The 17,622-nt window shown below is 46.6% G+C and carries 23 protein-coding genes; 15 read left to right on the plus strand and 8 right to left on the minus strand.

From position 1 onward, the window contains the following. Positions 1-10: 10 nt before the first annotated feature. The 4 genes from cysK to crr all read left to right on the plus strand — a co-directional run bounded on the left by cysK (position 11) and on the right by crr (position 3,930). Positions 11-979 (plus strand): cysteine synthase A, encoded by a 969-nt coding sequence (gene cysK, locus Pcarn_RS10090; RefSeq protein ID WP_261833742.1) that lies wholly within the window; start codon positions 11-13, stop codon positions 977-979. 293 nt (positions 980-1,272) lie between these two features. Then, on the plus strand, positions 1,273-1,530 hold the full coding sequence (locus tag Pcarn_RS10095) for an HPr family phosphocarrier protein (RefSeq protein WP_261833743.1): 258 nt from the start codon (positions 1,273-1,275) through the stop codon (positions 1,528-1,530). 125 nt (positions 1,531-1,655) lie between these two features. Next, entirely contained in the window at positions 1,656-3,380 is a 1,725-nt protein-coding gene (gene ptsI / locus Pcarn_RS10100) for a phosphoenolpyruvate-protein phosphotransferase PtsI (protein ID WP_261833744.1), read from the plus strand. Between the two features lie 40 nt (positions 3,381-3,420). After that, positions 3,421-3,930 (plus strand): PTS glucose transporter subunit IIA, encoded by a 510-nt coding sequence (crr, locus tag Pcarn_RS10105; protein WP_261833745.1) that lies wholly within the window; start codon positions 3,421-3,423, stop codon positions 3,928-3,930. Between the two features lie 58 nt (positions 3,931-3,988). Here crr and Pcarn_RS10110 read toward each other — a convergent pair whose 3' ends face one another. After that, entirely contained in the window at positions 3,989-4,888 is a 900-nt protein-coding gene (locus Pcarn_RS10110) for a Dyp-type peroxidase (protein WP_261833746.1), read from the minus strand. Positions 4,889-4,931: 43 nt separating this feature from the next. Further along, complete coding sequence (locus Pcarn_RS10115; protein ID WP_261833747.1) at positions 4,932-5,381, minus strand: DUF2919 domain-containing protein; 450 nt, start codon at positions 5,379-5,381, stop codon at positions 4,932-4,934. Positions 5,382-5,439: 58 nt separating this feature from the next. On the opposite strand from Pcarn_RS10115, the gene Pcarn_RS10120 reads away from it, so the two are divergent. Continuing rightward, entirely contained in the window at positions 5,440-5,775 is a 336-nt protein-coding gene (locus tag Pcarn_RS10120; protein ID WP_261833748.1) for a DUF2956 domain-containing protein, read from the plus strand. On the opposite strand, the gene Pcarn_RS10125 is transcribed toward Pcarn_RS10120, so the two are convergent. Continuing rightward, entirely contained in the window at positions 5,772-6,053 is a 282-nt protein-coding gene (locus Pcarn_RS10125; protein ID WP_261833749.1) for a winged helix-turn-helix domain-containing protein, read from the minus strand. The two genes, Pcarn_RS10120 and Pcarn_RS10125, sit on opposite strands and share 4 nt — an antisense overlap. A gap of 191 nt (positions 6,054-6,244) precedes the next feature. On the opposite strand from Pcarn_RS10125, the gene Pcarn_RS10130 reads away from it, so the two are divergent. Genes Pcarn_RS10130 through Pcarn_RS10145 form a run of 4 tightly spaced genes read left to right on the plus strand, consistent with a single transcriptional unit; the run spans position 6,245 to position 8,709 of the window. Continuing rightward, on the plus strand, positions 6,245-6,595 hold the full coding sequence (locus Pcarn_RS10130; protein ID WP_261833750.1) for an ArsC family reductase: 351 nt from the start codon (positions 6,245-6,247) through the stop codon (positions 6,593-6,595). Between the two features lie 20 nt (positions 6,596-6,615). Then, positions 6,616-7,752 (plus strand): succinyl-diaminopimelate desuccinylase, encoded by a 1,137-nt coding sequence (gene dapE, locus Pcarn_RS10135; protein ID WP_261833751.1) that lies wholly within the window; start codon positions 6,616-6,618, stop codon positions 7,750-7,752. A 4-nt stretch (positions 7,753-7,756) separates the two neighbouring features. Then, entirely contained in the window at positions 7,757-8,452 is a 696-nt protein-coding gene (locus Pcarn_RS10140) for a M15 family metallopeptidase (RefSeq protein ID WP_261833752.1), read from the plus strand. A gap of 11 nt (positions 8,453-8,463) precedes the next feature. After that, the gene (locus tag Pcarn_RS10145; protein WP_261833753.1) at positions 8,464-8,709 is read left to right on the plus strand and encodes a DUF2897 family protein; all 246 of its coding nucleotides are present in this window, start codon (positions 8,464-8,466) and stop codon (positions 8,707-8,709) included. A gap of 45 nt (positions 8,710-8,754) precedes the next feature. On the opposite strand, the gene bamC is transcribed toward Pcarn_RS10145, so the two are convergent. Beyond that, a complete protein-coding gene (gene bamC / locus Pcarn_RS10150; protein WP_261833754.1) occupies positions 8,755-9,801 on the minus strand; it encodes an outer membrane protein assembly factor BamC in 1,047 nt (348 codons plus the stop codon). Positions 9,802-9,846: 45 nt separating this feature from the next. Continuing rightward, positions 9,847-10,725 carry a 4-hydroxy-tetrahydrodipicolinate synthase gene (gene dapA, locus Pcarn_RS10155; RefSeq protein ID WP_261833755.1) on the minus strand — a complete coding sequence of 293 codons (879 nt, stop codon included), beginning with the start codon at positions 10,723-10,725 and terminating at the stop codon, positions 9,847-9,849. 250 nt (positions 10,726-10,975) lie between these two features. Between dapA and Pcarn_RS10160 the strand changes: the two genes are divergently transcribed. The 3 genes from Pcarn_RS10160 to Pcarn_RS10170 all read left to right on the plus strand — a co-directional run bounded on the left by Pcarn_RS10160 (position 10,976) and on the right by Pcarn_RS10170 (position 12,536). Further along, positions 10,976-11,515, plus strand: coding sequence for a glycine cleavage system protein R (locus Pcarn_RS10160; protein WP_261833756.1), 540 nt, complete (start codon positions 10,976-10,978; stop codon positions 11,513-11,515). 13 nt (positions 11,516-11,528) lie between these two features. Further along, on the plus strand, positions 11,529-11,993 hold the full coding sequence (bcp, locus tag Pcarn_RS10165) for a thioredoxin-dependent thiol peroxidase (RefSeq protein ID WP_261833757.1): 465 nt from the start codon (positions 11,529-11,531) through the stop codon (positions 11,991-11,993). 333 nt (positions 11,994-12,326) lie between these two features. Then, positions 12,327-12,536, plus strand: a complete 210-nt coding sequence (locus Pcarn_RS10170) for a hypothetical protein (RefSeq protein WP_261833758.1) — start codon at positions 12,327-12,329, stop codon at positions 12,534-12,536. 50 nt (positions 12,537-12,586) lie between these two features. On the opposite strand, the gene Pcarn_RS10175 is transcribed toward Pcarn_RS10170, so the two are convergent. Both Pcarn_RS10175 and Pcarn_RS10180 read right to left on the minus strand, forming a co-directional pair. Next, positions 12,587-13,660 (minus strand): AI-2E family transporter, encoded by a 1,074-nt coding sequence (locus Pcarn_RS10175; RefSeq protein WP_261833759.1) that lies wholly within the window; start codon positions 13,658-13,660, stop codon positions 12,587-12,589. A 6-nt stretch (positions 13,661-13,666) separates the two neighbouring features. Then, positions 13,667-13,903: a sulfurtransferase TusA family protein gene (locus Pcarn_RS10180; protein ID WP_315972676.1), complete on the minus strand. Its 237-nt coding sequence runs from the start codon at positions 13,901-13,903 to the stop codon at positions 13,667-13,669. A gap of 203 nt (positions 13,904-14,106) precedes the next feature. Here Pcarn_RS10180 and bepA point away from each other — a divergent pair, with 203 nt between their 5' ends. Genes bepA through Pcarn_RS10195 form a run of 3 tightly spaced genes read left to right on the plus strand, consistent with a single transcriptional unit; the run spans position 14,107 to position 16,338 of the window. Then, complete coding sequence (bepA, locus tag Pcarn_RS10185) at positions 14,107-15,543, plus strand: beta-barrel assembly-enhancing protease (RefSeq protein ID WP_261835669.1); 1,437 nt, start codon at positions 14,107-14,109, stop codon at positions 15,541-15,543. A gap of 16 nt (positions 15,544-15,559) precedes the next feature. After that, a complete protein-coding gene (arsC, locus tag Pcarn_RS10190) occupies positions 15,560-15,910 on the plus strand; it encodes an arsenate reductase (glutaredoxin) (protein ID WP_261833761.1) in 351 nt (116 codons plus the stop codon). After that, a complete protein-coding gene (locus tag Pcarn_RS10195; protein ID WP_261833762.1) occupies positions 15,910-16,338 on the plus strand; it encodes a DUF2069 domain-containing protein in 429 nt (142 codons plus the stop codon). Before arsC ends, Pcarn_RS10195 begins: the two co-directional genes overlap by 1 nt. A gap of 48 nt (positions 16,339-16,386) precedes the next feature. On the opposite strand, the gene Pcarn_RS10200 is transcribed toward Pcarn_RS10195, so the two are convergent. Further along, on the minus strand, positions 16,387-17,556 hold the full coding sequence (locus Pcarn_RS10200) for a DUF2066 domain-containing protein (RefSeq protein ID WP_261833763.1): 1,170 nt from the start codon (positions 17,554-17,556) through the stop codon (positions 16,387-16,389). Positions 17,557-17,622: the final 66 nt, after the last annotated feature.

Below are 17,622 nucleotides of genomic sequence, written 5' to 3' on the forward strand. Positions count from 1 at the left end.
ACATAGAGCAATGAGCAAAATTTACGATGATAACTCCCTTACCATAGGTAACACTCCACTGGTTCGTCTAAACCGAGTCAGTAAAGGCAACGTGCTAGCTAAGGTTGAAGCGCGTAACCCAAGCTTCAGCGTTAAGTGTCGTATCGGTGCTAACATGATTTGGGAAGCAGAGAAGCAAGGCAAACTAAAGCAAGGCATCGAAATTGTAGAACCAACCAGTGGTAACACAGGTATCGCACTAGCTTTCGTTGCTGCTGCTCGCGGCTACAAGCTAACCCTAACCATGCCTGAATCAATGAGCCTAGAGCGCCGTAAACTTCTTAAAGCGCTAGGTGCCAACCTAGAGCTAACTGAAGCGGCGAAAGGTATGAAAGGCGCTATCGCCAAAGCAGAAGAGATCGTAGCGGCTAATCCTGAAAGCACGCTTCTTCTGCAACAGTTCAACAACCCAGCAAACCCTGCTATCCACGAGCAAACTACAGGTCCTGAGATCTGGGAAGCTACAGACGGCGAGATCGACGTATTCGTTTCTGGTGTAGGTACTGGCGGTACTATCACTGGTACTAGCCGCTACATTAAAAAGACTCAAGGCAAAGCGATTACTTCAGTTGCAGTTGAGCCAGCAGAGTCTCCAGTGATCAGCCAGGTACTTGCGGGTGAAGACGTGCAACCAGCACCGCATAAAATCCAAGGTATCGGCGCCGGTTTTATTCCTGGAAACTTAGATCTAGAACTTGTCGACAAAGTAGTCACTGTTACCTCCGAAGAGGCGATTGAAATGGCTCAACGTCTGATGGAAGAGGAAGGTATTCTTGCGGGTATTTCATCTGGTGCTGCAGTTGTAGCCGCCAACAAGATCGCGGAACTGCCTGAATTTACTGGAAAAACTATCGTAACCGTACTTCCAAGCTCTGGTGAGCGTTACCTAAGTACTGCCCTATTTGCTGGGATTTTCACAGACAAAGAAAATCAACAGTAAACTTATGAAAACTTGTATATAAATCAATTTTTCGACAGAAAAAGCCCCTTCTAGGGGCTTTTTTATTGATTCACGGCTAACATTTGATACTATGCCTTTGGTTTATTTTTCGCTTCAAAATAAAAGAAGCACCAAATTTGGGCTCGAAGATTTAAGTCATAAGAACTGAACTCGAACCTGCTGAAATCGGTACTAGCACAATAAATAGTGCTTCAACTGACAAACTAAACGTTGGTTGCCATAAGCCGATTCAGAACTTAACAAACATAATCGACATAAATGGGGTAATTCACATGTACGAGAAGCAAGTAGAAATCACTGCAGAGAACGGTCTTCACACTCGCCCAGCGGCGCAGTTCGTTAAAGAAGCAAAATCTTTCGACGCAGACATCACTGTGACTTCTAACGGCAAAAGCGCAAGCGCTAAGAGCCTATTTAAGCTTCAAACTCTTGGTCTAGTTAAAGGCACCATGGTTACTATCTCTGCTGAAGGCCCACAGGCTCAAGAAGCAGTTGACCACCTAGTAGCTCTAATGGACGAGCTTCACTAAGCAACGCATTTAGTATCTCAAAGCCACTTCGTTTAAATACCAAGTGGCTTTATTGATTTAATGCCCAGTTAGGCTAAAAATTAAGCCTAACTCTGCCCACAAACTGACCAATTTGAGGTACAGCTATGATCTCAGGCATCCTAGCCTCTCCAGGTATTGCTATTGGTAAAGCACTACTTCTTCAAGAAGACGAAATCGTTCTTAACACCAACAAAATCTCTGATGACCAAGTAGAAGCTGAAGTACAGCGTTTCTTTGACGCGCGTAACAAATCAGCTGCTCAACTTGAGATCGTCAAGCAGAAAGCTCTAGAAACCTTTGGCGAAGAAAAAGAAGCGATCTTTGAAGGTCACATTATGCTTCTTGAAGACGAAGAGCTAGAAGAAGAGATTCTTGCTCTTATCAAAGGCGACAAACTAAGCGCTGATAACGCTATCCACAGCGTAATCGAAGAGCAAGCAACTGCCCTTGAGTCTCTAGACGACGAATACCTAAAAGAGCGTGCAACGGACATCCGTGATATCGGTTCTCGTTTTGTTAAAAACGCACTTGGCATCAACATCGTGTCTCTAAGTGACATCGATGAAGAAGTTATCCTAGTAGCATACGACCTTACCCCATCTGAAACTGCACAGATCAACCTAGACTATGTTCTTGGTTTCGCTTGTGACATCGGTGGTCGTACGTCTCACACTTCTATCATGGCACGTTCTCTTGAACTTCCTGCTGTCGTTGGTACTAACGACATCACTAAGCAAGTGAACAACGGCGACATGCTAATCCTTGATGCACTAAACAACAAGATCATCATCAACCCATCAGAAGCTGAGCTAGCTGAAGCTAAGAGCTTCCAAGAAGGTTTCCTAGCAGAGAAAGCTGAGCTAGCGAAACTGAAAGACCTTCCTGCGATCACTCTAGACGGTCACCAGGTAGAGGTTTGCGGTAACATCGGTACAGTTAAAGACTGTGACGGCGTAAACCGTAACGGTGGTGAAGGTGTTGGTCTGTATCGTACAGAATTCCTATTTATGGACCGTGATTCACTTCCAACTGAAGAAGTGCAATATCAGGCCTATAAAGAAGTAGCGGAAGCGATGAATGGCCACGCGGTTATCATCCGTACCATGGACATCGGTGGCGACAAAGACCTACCGTACATGGATCTTCCAAAAGAGATGAACCCATTCCTAGGTTGGCGTGCAGTACGTATCAGCCTAGACCGTCGCGAAATCCTTCGTGACCAGCTACGCGGCATCCTACGTGCATCTGCACACGGTAAGTTACGTATCATGTTCCCAATGATCATCTCAGTAGAAGAGATTCGCGAGCTTAAAGCGGCAATCGAAGAGTACAAAGCTGAACTTCGTGCTGAAGGTCATGCATTTGACGAAGACATCGAGATCGGTGTTATGGTGGAAACTCCAGCAGCAGCTGCGATTGCACACCACCTAGCAAAAGAAGTTTCTTTCTTTAGTATTGGTACTAACGACTTAACTCAGTATACTCTAGCAGTAGACCGTGGTAATGAGCTTATTTCTCACCTTTACAATCCACTATCGCCAGCTGTACTAACAGTAATCAAGCAGGTGATTGACGCTTCTCACAAGGAAGGTAAGTGGACTGGAATGTGCGGTGAGCTAGCGGGCGATGAGCGCGCAACACTTCTACTACTGGGTATGGGTCTAGACGAGTTCTCTATGAGCGGCATCTCTATCCCAACAGTTAAGAAGGTTATCCGCAACGCAAACTTCGCAGAAGTTAAAGCTATGGCAGACGAAGCGCTGCAAATGGCAACGGCTGCAGAGATTGAAGCGCACGTAGCGAAATTTATCGCGGAAAAAACCAACTAATAATATAATTCAATAGAAATTAATTGCTTAGGAGCACGTAATGGGTCTGTTTGACAAACTTAAGAAGCTGGTATCGGACGAAGGCAACACTGCAGGTTCAATCGAAATCATCTCTCCTCTGGACGGTGAAATCGTAAACATCGAAGATGTGCCAGATGTAGTTTTCGCTGAGAAAATCGTTGGTGACGGCATCGCAATCAAACCTACTGGTAGCAAAATCGTTGCACCTGTAAACGGTACTATCGGTAAGATCTTCGAAACTAACCACGCGTTCTCTATCGAGTCTACTGACGGCATCGAGCTGTTCGTTCACTTCGGTATCGACACTGTTGAACTGAAAGGTGAAGGCTTCACTCGCATCGCTGAAGAAGGTCAAGAAGTTAAAGCTGGTGACACTATCATCGAATTTGACCTAGCGTTCCTAGAAGAGAAAGCGAAATCAACTCTTACTCCAGTTGTTATCTCTAACATGGATGAAATCAAAGAGCTGAACAAACTTTCTGGTGCTGTAACAGTTGGCGAAACTCCAGTTCTTCGCGTAACTAAATAAGTACCTCTAAGGTAATAAAAAACGCAGCCAGTTGGCTGCGTTTTTTTATGCCTTAAGCCTAAGCCAAGGTTTTCAAAAGCGTTAGGCTTGGCGCAAAGAAATACGCACCTGTGACCGCCCTGGTGTAGTTCAGAAGCATATCTGTCTTACCGTCAGTTTGGCCGTACATGCTCTCTAGCATGGCAGTGAAGTTTTCCAGTGTATTGCAGTAAGCCGTAAACAAAAGACCGTGCTCGCCCGATACAGAGCCATATGGCAGGCTGTGACGCACTATCTTAAGGCCCTTACCCTCTTTCTTGATATCCACTCGTCCTACGTGGGACTCCTCATGCACATCATCCAGCTCGATCGAGTCTGGCTTAGTGCGACCCACAATCTCTTCTTGCTGAGCAACAGATAGATCATTCCATGGCGGAAGGCTATGGATAAAGCGCTGCACCATCACATAACTGCCGCCTTCGAACTCACCCTCTGGGATAAGCGCAACATCTGCGCGTGCATCGCCCTTAGGGTTCTCTGTACCGTCCACAAAGTCGGTCATGTCACGCGAGTCCATAAACTTGTAACCATAGGTCTCGTCTACCACCTCAACATGCTCTGAGATATTCTGCATCAGCTTACGTAGCAGATAAAAATGCAGGTCATGGCGGTGAGAGTGACAGTGCAGATAGATGTCAGCATCTGTAGCTGGTGCAACCACATCGCCGCTTTCAAGGCGTGGGAAGCTAATTAGCTCTTTTGGTGGAGCCATCTCAAAGGCAGAGAGCCAAAAATCGTGAGAAAAAGCCACACTGCTGGTTAGGTGCGCGCCAGGTTGGTTGAAGTTAATCTCTCCAACCCAATCAGAAACCTGCTTAAGGTTTTGCAACACTAGGCTTCGGTCGCCCGTCACCTTCAAAAGTACATATAGGCCAAATGGGCCAGCTTCAGGCACGATAGCCGCTTGAGGTTGAATCATTTATCTCTCCCGAAATCTTGATTCCAAAACATATGTGTACGAGTCAAAGAGTCTTAAAGCACTCTTTGACTCTATGACTGTTAAATAGATAAATCAGTATCCAGCTAAGGCCAACAATAGAGACTGCACTGCCCCAACTGAACTGGCCATGCCTTTGCATCACAGCAGACAGTTCTAGCAGCAATTGAGTGCCGGCAGTAAAAATGCTGACCCAGCGCCCGACACGCATCGCTTTTGCGATAAGGGGGCGCTCTGGATTGCGTAGCCCAATCATCCACATAATGATGATTGGAGGCAGACCTAACCACATCATAGTGTATAGATGAGAGACATTTGGGTAGATGAGGCCTAAGATCTCACTGCCTTTGTCTCGAGTTGCTGCCGCCATCACAAAAGCTACCCAACCACGGGCTAGGAATATCCAACTCACCCACAACCAAGCAGGCGCTTTCAGATAGCCGTGTTTATCGTAGTCTTCGATAAAATATCGCATTTCCGTTACTCACAAATTTAGGCATAATTTCAACAAGATTCGATGACGCCTAATCAAAATGAAGAAGAACAATACGACAATCTCAGACGAAACCCAACAACAAGCGATGCAAGTAGCCAAGGCCACTCAAAGACCGGGGCAAACCAAGGAACAAACCAAGCTGATTGCGCAGGGTATTGCGAAAGGTATAGCTGAATACAAAAAGCAGCATAAACAGAAGGCTAGGCAAGCAGACAAAGCCAAGAAAAGAAACGTTAAGGCTAAACAAGCCCAGGTGGAAGCCCCTGAAACAGAAGCTTCCGTAGAGAGCACGAATAGCGCTTCTAAACTGCCTTGGATACTGCTTATAGTTAGCTGGATTGGCTTTGCTGCATATCTAGCAATGAAAGACTAGCCGTTGAACTGGGACTCCAATTTCTTGGTGTTTACCTCAACCCATTGTTGGTCTAAAGGTCCCCAGTCAGAGACTTGATAATAGCCATCGTTATGTCGACGACCGTCTTGTACGAATTGCAGGCTGATACCGATTCCAGGTAATGCCTTCAAAACATCTTGAATAGTACGACGAGGCCAACCGGTACGTTCGATTAATTTAGGAACATTCGGTCGTTCCAAGCTGGCGACAAGGTGCGCGAGATACAGCCTGCGCGCAAATACAGGATTCAATTCCATTGATACCTCCAAAAATCATTGTTCTCATTATTGCTAATATCGACTATCGAAAATTGAGAAGGATCAACTCAAACCAAATCCAACATACTTTTTTACTAAATAACGTGAGCAAAGAAACTCTTACATTGCCTGTACACCCTCTCGTTGTAGTCTGTTAGGATGCTGTTAACGGCTTATAGAAAGGAAATAAAATGAGCGTAATTATGTATGGTATCCCTAACTGCGATACCATTAAGAAGGCCAAGAAGTGGCTTCAAGAGCAGAATATCGAATTTGAATTTCACGATTACCGCAAACAAGGTGTCGATGAAGAGTTGGTTGCTGAGTTCTGCAAGTTCCTGGGCTGGGAACAAGTGCTAAACAAACGTGGCACAACCTACCGTCAACTGAGTGACGAGCAAAAGCAAAGCTTAAGCGAAAGCACCGCTATTCCCCTATTGGTAGAACACCCTGCCATGATTAAGCGTCCAATCATCCGTATTGGCGATCTACTGCATATCGGCTTTAAGGCTGAGCAGTACCGAGACATTTTCCACATTTAGTAAATTTTAAAGGATCTAGGATGCAAGTAAGTCCTGTTTTAGAGCTGGCTAAGGACCTTATCAGCCGCAAATCTGTTACTCCAGAAGATGCGGGTTGTCAGCCGTTAATGATTGAGCGTTTAAAGGCGCTGGGTTTTGAGATTGAAGTGATGCACTTCGAGGACACCCTTAACCTTTGGGCTCGTCGCGGTACACAGGCACCGCTATTCGCCTTTGCAGGTCACACAGATGTGGTTCCAGCCGGCAATCTTGACCACTGGAATACTGCACCGTTCGAGCCACAAGTCATCGATGGTTATCTGTATGGTCGTGGCGCAGCCGATATGAAAGGCTCTCTAGCGGCTATGGTAGTTGCTGTTGAAGAGTTCATCGCTAAAAACCCTGACCACAAAGGCTCTATCGCGTTTTTGATCACCTCAGATGAGGAAGGGCCATTTATCAATGGTACTACCCGTGTGGTAGACACCCTGATGGAGCGTAATGAGATCATCGATATGTGTATCGTGGGTGAACCATCGAGCACAGACCATGTGGGTGATGTAGTGAAAAATGGCCGCCGCGGCTCTTTCACCGGTGAGCTAACCGTTAAAGGTATTCAAGGTCATGTTGCCTATCCGCATATCGCGAAGAACCCTATCCATCTTGCGCTACCGGCACTGACTGAGCTCAGCCAAATCGAATGGGACCAAGGCAATGACTTCTTCCCACCGACAAGCTTCCAGTTCCCGAACCTAAATGGTGGCACAGGTGCAAGCAACGTTATCCCTGGTGAAGTTCATGCCATGTTTAACCTAAGATACAGCACAGAGATCACCCACGAGGAAATCAAAGAGCGCGTATACGAGGTACTAAACAAGTACGACTTCGACTACGAGATGAAGTGGACCCTAAACGGCGAACCTTTCCTAACCGGTACCGGTGACCTACTAGACGCAGTAGTAGATGCTGTAGCTAAGGTTAACGGTCAAGAGCCGCAACTGCTAACCACAGGTGGCACCTCAGATGGTCGCTTTATCGCTAAGATGGGTGGTCAGGTTATCGAACTAGGTCCTGTTAACGCAACTATCCACAAGGTGAACGAATGCGTTAAGGCAGAAGATCTCGACCTTCTAGCGAAGATGTACGAAAACGTACTTGAAAACCTACTAGCAAAATAAGCCTATGAGTAATCAATCCCCTTGGCTCGATGCCCAGCTTACCGGTTTGTGTGACTCTCACCTAAGGGAGTTGCAACTGCCGGAACAACAAGTGTTAGCCCATATAGACGTGGCATCAGATCTGCAAGCACTTGTAGAGGCCGCCTATGCTGAGGGGTTTGAGCTTTCCGTTGCCAGTGGCTTTCGAGACTTTAAGCGTCAGAAAGCCATCTGGGATGGTAAATTCACCGGTCTGCGCCCTATTCAGGATTCAGACGGTAACCCTCTCGATGCCAATGCGTTAACAGCACAAGAGAAACTTAAGGCTATCCTGCGTTGGTCTGCCCTACCCGGTGGCAGTCGCCATCATTGGGGTACAGACTTTGATGTGTATGCCAAGAATCACCTTCCGCAGGACACGAAACTGCAGCTCGAGCCGTGGGAATACCTCCGCGGACATCAAGCAAGCTTCTACACCTGGCTGAAGAAAAATGCCCCTCGTTTTGGATTCTTCTTTCCGTACGAAAAAGACAAAGGCGGGGTTGCTGTAGAGCCCTGGCATATCAGCCACAAAGGAATATCCTCAGCGGCTATGTCAACATACAGCGAAGCGGTTTTGTCTGCAGCACTGCTAAAGCACCCTGTCGAAGGCCTTGATACTGTGCTTGAACAGCTAAATACCATCTACACTCAATATATCATCAACATTTCAACGGATTAGGACGCGCAGTAATGCTTATAGAATGGCTATTAAATCCATGGGTGATCATCATTATCGTGGTTAGCATAGTCGTAGGTAATATTGCGGCGCTTAAATACACAGCTAACATGAAGGTGGGTACTATGTCTGATGAGAAGAAGCAAGATCTTGAACGTCTCAAGAAGCTAGATGAAGAGCGTCAGGCCAAAATCAACAAGCATATGAAGGACAAGAGCCCTGATGAGTCCGAGAGCGGTGGCTCCGAGGGTGGTGAATAATCTCAAATACAAAAACGCCCAGTTTTAAACTGGGCGTTTTACTATCTACTCTTCTTCCGTTGTCGTAGCACTGTCATCTTTCATGACCGCTGCCAGCACCGGAAGCATCTGTTCTAGCATATCTTCGGTTACCGGCTTACCGCTAGCATCCGTAATATTGATGGAGGTACGGTTGCCTAAATCACCTAACAAGAAGGTGTAGCTCTCTGGGCTATAGCCAAGCGGCTTAGTACCTACGCGTTCCCAAAACTCATCATCTGGGGCCACATAACTCGCCTTGATAGTACCTTGAGACTGGTTACGCTCTTCAAGGTTAAAGCCCATCACAGGCAGTAGCTCAGGCACACGTTGCCAGAACACATTGTACTCTGCGCGAGCGATGATGATTGGCAGGCCACTACGGTCTTTACCCATGCTTAGTGGGATAACCTTAACTAGTTCTAGGGCTTCACGAGCTGCCTCTTCACGCACGAACTGATCGTAACGAGAAGTCACTAGGTTAGTCATAAAGGTGTTATAGCGCTCTTTGTTGGTGCGAGAGACAGGTAGCTCTTTACCACCCTCTTTCCAACCAATCAGGCTAATACGGAAGCCGTAGCGAGAGTTTTGCTCAAAGCGCTCAATCTCATAGCGACTCGCAAGCGTCTCTTCTTCGTCTTCTTCTTCCCAAACGATCCAATCGGTCTCAAGGCGGTTTTCAGTTTCCTCAGCTAAAGAGATTTGATCTTGATCGGCAATCAAGGTTTTAACGGTTTCCCAAACCTTATCACGCTCTTCCTTGGTCAGAAGCCACAGGGTCACCTCACCGTCCTTTTGCTCTGTACGAGCACCTGGGATCAGCTCTAACACCTGTTGCGGTGGACGAATATCAACCTGCTTGCCGATACCACCAGTGTAATCACCCGCTGGGATATCGTAATCAGGGTAGTGCTCTAGGGTTTGATCTGGAGAGGAAACTAGAGGTGGAGTGGACTCAACATCTAGATACTTAAAATCGTCTTTCGCTTGGCGACGCTCGGCAGCACTGCCGGCACAACCACTTAAAATAGCAACAGCTAGTGAGCTTACCACTAGCTGATTAACAAACTTCATCGGTACTCCTAACCGCAACCCGTTTGGGTTGCGTAATTCAGCGCTCTAAATCAGGTTCGCTTGGTCTAGAGCCGCTTTAACTACCTGCTGTCCTTGCTCCGAAAGTGGAGTCATAGGCAGACGCAGACCGCCATGTTCAATTAACTTAAGATGACAAGCGGCCCATTTTACTGGAATTGGGCTGGCTTCTACAAACAAACCGTTGTGCAGACCCATTAGGCGTTGGTTAATCACCTCTGCCTCATCAAAGTTGCCCGCAGCAGCCAACTTGAACATGTTCGCCATATCTTGCGCCGCTACGTTATTGGTTACAGAGATAACTCCGTCACCACCTAGCTTAACAAAATCAAGACCCGTCTCATCATCACCTGATAATAAGATAAAGTCTTTCTCACAAAGTTCCTTATGTTTCGCAACGCGATCTAGATCGCCTGTTGCATCCTTAACGCCCACGATGTTGTCGAGCTTAGACAGACGAGCAACGGTTTCAGGAGACATATCAACGCCAGTACGACCCGGTACGTTGTATAGGATAATAGGCACAGTGCTTACGCGCGAGATAGCTTTGAAATGCTGATACAAGCCTTCTTGAGTCGGCTTGTTGTAGTAAGGAGTCACGCTTAGACAGCCTGCGATGCCTGAATCGTTCAACAGACGGCTGAATGTGACCGCTTCGTGAGTCGCATTTGCACCCGTACCAGCGATAACAGGAATACGGCCTGCTGCAAACTGAACGGTTTTATTTACGACCTTCACATGTTCTTCAACAGTCAAAGTTGCTGACTCACCAGTAGTACCTACTGCAACGATGGCATCTGTACCTGCTTCGATATGGTGTTCCACCAGTTTTCGTAGGCTCTTGTAATCTACTTCGCCATCTTGATTAAACGGTGTGATTAAAGCAACGATACTTCCTGAAAACATGATTCACTCCCTAAACGTTATTGAATTTGCATGGTACTTGATAGGGCTTGGCTGATACAAGGGATAGTGTGAGAAGAATTGCATTATTTGCGCTTATTTTGCATAAAGCCTGATACATGACAAAATCGTCTGCGCCATTTCAAAAAATTCTAACAATTCTGATCACAGCAAAAAAACAAAGCGTGTAAAATATTAAAATTCTCCCAAGTTTTGGGCGGCACTATTGCCGATTTTGCTAAGGATATGCCCTATGTCTCAACACCTCGTCATCACTGCGGTTGGCTCAGACCGCGCAGGTATCGGTAACCAGGTTATCCACCTCGTCTCAGAGACCGGCTGTAACATCATCGACAGCCGTATTGCCATCTTTGGTAATGAATTCACTCTTATCATGCTAGTCTCCGGCAACAACGCTCAAATTGCTCGTGTCGAACATGCCCTGCCCGCGCTAGGACAAGAGCAAGACCTGATCACCATGATGAAGCGCACCTCAAGACACAGAGAGACGAGCCAAAGCTTTACCCTAGAGGCACATATCCAGTCGGACGATAAGGTTGGACTGACCGAAGGCATCACGCACTTCTTTGCTGAACGTAATATCGGACTGGACTCCTTAAGTGCTCGTACCCTAACCAAAGATAGAGCCCAAACCGAAGACGACCAATTTCAAATCAGTCTGACCGCTTCACTGTCAGACGAGTATAACCTGATGGAGCTTCAAGAAGCCTTCACCGCATTGTGCGAACGCTTAGGCGTTTCCGGCACACTCAACTTTCTGAACAATGGATAAAAAAGGAAACGGTATGCAAACCTTGCAAGCAGGCACTCCTGCACCGGACGTCACTCTTCTAGACCAAGACGGCAAAGAAGTATCAATCAAAGACTTTAAAGGAAAGAAGGTTCTTTTCTATTTCTACCCTAAAGCAATGACTCCAGGTTGTACGGTTCAGGCTCAAGGCTTACGTGATATCAAAGCTGAGCTAGACGCTCACAACGTAGTGGTTCTGGGCGTAAGTATCGATCCAGTTAAGCGCCTAGGTAAGTTTATCGAACGTGATGAGCTAAACTTCACCCTTCTTTCAGACGAAGACCACTCTGCGGCGGAACAGTTCGGCGTTTGGGGCGAGAAGAAATTTATGGGCAAAGTCTATGACGGCTTGCACCGTATCAGCTTCCTTATCGACGAGAATGGCGTAATTGAACATGTATTCAACAAGTTCAAAACCAAAACACACCATGAAGTGGTACTGGATTATCTGAACCAATAATCTAAAACGGGCCGCTGAAAAGCGGCTTTTTTGTTTCTTACAAAAAGGCAGAGCCCTTTAAGCACATCACTTGTATGACAATTTAGGTGAAATCATCTTTTGTCTAAAAAAACATGAATCACCTCAGATATAGAACAGCAACCTATAATCAAGACAAATTCTCGAGCCGAATTAACGGAACCTGCCTCACTCAATATCATTCAGGTTAAAAGATCTAACCCTGATAAAAGATGATATTTATTAACTTGTTCCCGCCAACAACTTCACGCACTCTGAAATCATTATAAAACGTCATCACTATGCTCAAATAATCGTTTTTCTCGGAAAACCCCAATGATTTCACAATACGCAAACTTTTCTCAAAGCTTCCCTATCGTCCATAAGATCATTGTCACCGCTGTAATGGTCGGCATTGTCAGTTCTATAGGTGCAGTCCTCTATTATGAGTCAATTATTGGACTGCTATGTATGCCCATCACCTTCTTGCCGATTATCTTCTTTGGCAAGGCATCAAGCTACAAAGCAAAGTTCTGCCACGACTAAAAGAAAACAGCGCACCAATGGTGCGCTGTTTTCTTAGAATCAAATCTAGTTTACGTTTCTGCCTTACTGGCTATCTCTTCTGTATGTCGAAAGGCATTGATAACCGCCTTAACTAGGGTTGCGAGCGGAATAGCGAAGAAGATCCCCCAGAATCCCCACAGACCACCGAACACCAATACCGACACAATAATTGCCACAGGGTGCAGGTTTACCGCCTCAGAGAACAAGATAGGAACGAGCACGTTACCGTCAAGCGCCTGAATGATGCCGTAGGCAACCAACAAGTAGTAAAATTGTGGTGATAAACCCCACTGGAACAGACCAACAATAGCTACTGGAATGGTAACCGCTGCCGCGCCGATATAAGGGATCAATACTGATAGACCCACTGCAACTGCAAGCAAGGCTGAATAACGCAGATCAAGAATATAGAAGGTGATATAACTCACCAGACCCACAATCAGGATCTCCAGTACCTTGCCTCGGATATAGTTAGAGATCTGCTCGTTCATCTCGTGCCAAACCTGATCAGCCAGATTTCGGTTTTGAGGCAGAATACCACCTAGCATACCTAGCATCTCTTCTTTATCTTTAAGCAAGAAGAAGATAAGTAGCGGCACCAAAATTAGATAGATACCTACGGTTGCCAAGCTCACTAGAGATGCCAAAGAGCCCTTCACTATGGTCTCCCCCATACCCACAACCTTGTTCTTCACATCACCAAAGATGGTTTCAACATTAGTGATATTGGCAAGCTCAGGATAGCGCTCTGGGATAGAGTGAATATAACCCTGAAGCTCTAGATACATGCTAGGAATATCGTTGATAAGGTTACCCACCTGCTGCCAGATGGTTGGCACTATGCCTATGATGGCCACCAGCACTAGACTGATAAACATCAGCAGCACACATACCACAGCAAAGGAGCGAGGTAGCCCTAGCCTGACCAATTGCGTCACAGGCCATTCAAGAAGATAAGCGAGGACAATTGCAACCAGAAGTGGTGCAATCAAACCGCCAAAGAAATAGATAGTTATGAAGCCAGCTAGGATGATAACAACCAAGCTCACCGCATGTGGGTCAGAAAAACGTCGCTGGTACCACTGACTCAACATTTTAAGCATGAATAACTACTCTTTGATAATCGTAAGTTGATAACAATCGGATGCGTGTTCGAGCTGAGTTCGCCATTGATGGCGTTCAAAATATCGCACCATGTCTTCCACAGAGCTCTTGTCACTGACTAAAAGCTTAAGATCTTGTCCGCTTGTTACTTTAAGGCTAGCTCTTTTTGCAAGCAGCAAGGACATGGGGCAACGCTCTTTTGTTAAATCTAACACACTCGTTGTCATGCTTAAGCTTTCCATAAAAGGAGTATTGTAATTCTTTTTAACAGATGCTGTATACCCGAGCTGGCTATGGATGGTAATGTATAGCCATCAATGGAGTAAAAACGAAACCATTTCTCCCAGGAGTGGTCGTAACTATGTGGCAGCTAGCCACAAACTCGAGTTACAGTTCAAATAGGAAGTGTTTGTTGAATCCCTTCAAGAAAAAGCCATTACGATCAATGCTGGCCGTTGTTCTCAGCTCGTCATTGTGCATGACTTCTCCCGCTTGGGCCAACACCTCAGACTTACCCGACATCGGCACTGCCGCTGGCGCAACGCTGACCATAGATCAAGAAAATAACTATGGTGACGCCTATATGCGTCTGCTGCGCGCGAGCCAACCGGTGATCAATGACCCCGTTCTAAACGAATATATAAATGCGCTAGGCTATCGTCTAGTAGCTAACGCTGATGACGTAAAAACGCCGTTTACCTTCTTCTTGATTCGCGATCGTAACATTAACGCATTCGCTTTCTTCGGTGGCTATGTGGCTCTGCATACAGGCCTATTCCTGCACGCCAACTCTGAAGGTGAGCTCGCCTCGGTAGTGGCGCACGAGATAGCGCACGTTACCCAAAGACACCTTGCACGACGCATGGAAGATCAGGCACGTAAAACGCCGCTGACTATCGCCGCTCTGGCTGGCTCTATTCTTCTTGCTATCGCAGCCCCTGAGGCTGGTATTGCTGCAATTACCGCGACCCAAGCAGGCGCGATACAAAGCTCTATCAACTACACCAGAAGCAATGAGAAAGAAGCTGACCGCGTGGGTATGAACACCCTAATTAAGGCGGGGTTTGACCCTCATGCTATGCCAATGTTCTTCGGCCGCTTGGCGGATGAATACCGCTATGCCAGTAAGCCGCCACCTATGCTTTTGACTCACCCATTGCCAGAAGACCGTATTACCGACTCAAGGGCGAGAGCGAATAAGTACCCGATAAAGCCTGTACCTTCATCGCTAGACTTTCATTTCGCCAAGTCTCGGATTGTTGCTCGTTATGTAGGTATCAACAGTGATGCTGCCCTTGATTGGCTTCAGCGCAAAGAAAAACGTGCCTCTGCTGAGACCAAGCCAGCCTACCTCTATGGCAAAGCCTTAGTCTACTTAGACACTAAGCAATTAGACAAAGCTGAGCCTTTGTTGATGGAGCTTAAAAAGCAGTTCCCGAATAACAACTTTATCTTGGATGCTCTATCAGACTTCTATATTGAGAGTGACAAAGGCAAAGAAGCGCAGACCATGCTTGAAACTGCGCTTGAAACTAAGCCAAGAAACCCAGTGTTAACCATCAACCTAGCAAACGTAATGATAGAGGATGAAGAGTACGATAGAGCAGTAAGAACCCTGCAACGCTTCACCCATGACAACCCAAAAGACACCAATGGTTGGCATCTTTTGAGCAAGGCGTATGCGAGCCTTGGCGACTCGGCCAATGAGGTAGCCGCTCGTGGTGAGCTGTACGCTCTAAACGCAAACTGGAATAGAGCCATCCAGAGCTTTACCCAGGCTGCACAACTCTCCGAGTTGGGAAGCCTACAACAAGCTAGGTTCGACGCAAGAATCGACCAGCTACTGCAACAGCGTGACCAATTTATGGCGCTACAAAACTAATCTAAAAGGAACTTTTATGCCTGTAACCATTTACCACAACCCTCGCTGCTCTAAGAGCCGTCAAACTCTAGCTCTGCTGGAAGAGAAAGGCATCGAGCCAGAGGTGGTTCTGTATCTGCAAGCTGAGCTGACTAAAGACAACCTAAAAGCACTTTACTCTCAGTTAGAGCTGAGCAATGTACGTGAGATGATGCGTACCAAAGAAGCGGACTACAAAGAGCTTAACCTAGGTGCAGATGACGTAACCGATGAGCAGCTTTTCGATGCAATGCTATCGCACAGAAAACTGATTGAGCGCCCTATTGTGGTAAATGAAGGCAAAGCACGTCACGGCCGCCCACCAGAGCAAGTGCTAGAGATCCTATAATGAGTGCGGAAATGGCGCCTAACACCAGAACGGCACTTAGAGTTGCACAGCTGGGTCATTTTTCCTTACTCGCCTTTGTATGTGCATGGCACTCTATTATCTCACCACCATCTGAATTCAGTGCTTTAGTACTGACCTTGGTTTGGGCTGTGCCCCTGCTATTTCCTATCAAAGGCATATTGCAGGCAAAACCTTATACCTTCGCTTGGAGTAACTTTATTCTTCTACTCTACTTCCTGCACTCTCTGACGCTTATCTATGTGGATGAAGGAGAGCGTTGGTTAGCCGTAGCAGAGTTGATTCTGGTGACCATTACCTTCACCGCTAATCTCTTATTTAGCCGTCTTCGCGGACGCGAACTCGGACTGAAGCTGAAAAAGCTTTCCGAGTACAAACAAGAAGAAGACGAAAGATTCTCGTCTAAGTAACAGATACAAATAACCCCGCGATTGCGGGGTTATTTTTTATTCTTCTGTCTAGCTCCATTCAAAGTAGAGCTCTTGCTCTTCTTCTGGTACAGGCTCAGGCATTTGCTCTGGCTGAGGTGCTTCAGGAGCAATTGCATCTGGCGCTGTTTCAGCTGGAATTACAGCCTCTGGAGCTGGCTCAGGCAAAGTGGTTGGGATGGCTGGAGTGGCTTCAGTTACCTTATTGCTACGCAGCAGTTCACGTTGGAAGTCTGCTTGGTCAGTGAGCAGGTTAATACGGTAATCCACACTGCTACCGGTTACCTTTTCAAGCTCAACCGATGCCACGCTTGGTAGACCTTGAAGCATCTTCTCAACAGTGAAGAAATCTTTCGCCGACTCGATACCACCAAAGTTTACGGTAATAGAAGAGGCAACCTCACCACTGCCTTTGGCAGCGCTCTTGTCCGCATAATAACGACCAAGCTCGGCAACAAACGCCTCGGTTACCTGCTGATTAGTGCCGCTCTCTTGGCCGGTTACGGTCGCAAGGCTCGGATCGGCAATGTATTGAGGCTTATCATCGTATAGCGTCCAACGCAGATTTTGCTGATTACCGTTTCGCTCTATACGCACAACCACGACTGCATCAGCATCATAGCGCTGACTCGATGCAGAAATCTGCTCGGTAAAGTTACCCCACAGCTCAGTTGCCTTAATGCTAGTCACATCATCGATATCACCAACAGGTACAACTATTGGTAAGCCCTTTTGACGAGCAACAGAGTTTAGGTTGGCTACTGACGTACGTCCTGATTGTTCCCAGCTAATGGTGCGGTCATAACCGTTATCTTCCACTACCCATACCAATACTTTGGCACGCTCTTCTGGCCAATATGGCAGTTCCGCTTGCTGCAGCAATGCTTGGATCTGACGCGGGTTAAACGACATCTTAAGTGTCGGTTGTCCACCCTGCTCAGAAGGAGAAATAGTAGAAAGGAAACGACTGCTCTGGCTGATCGCCTTCTTTACTACTGGGTTATCCAAAGAGGCACTGTTACCAGTCGCCTTTACGATAACTTCACGCATACCGCTACGGCGAGCTAACTCCTCACCGCTGTACTTCGCATCCGCTTGTTGTTCGTAGACCACAGCCTCTACATCAAATAGATTGACCTTGGTCGCCGCAAAGCTAGAAAAAGAAGTTAACGCTACCGCCAAAAACGCACAAATTCGCATACAGAACTCAATAATATGAAGGTGTTATGAAATGATAAGTGACTAGACAGGCAGGCGCAAACCTAT

It is taken from the genome of Vibrio ishigakensis (assembly GCF_024347675.1).
GTDB classification, from domain to species: Bacteria; Pseudomonadota; Gammaproteobacteria; order Enterobacterales; family Vibrionaceae; genus Vibrio; species Vibrio ishigakensis.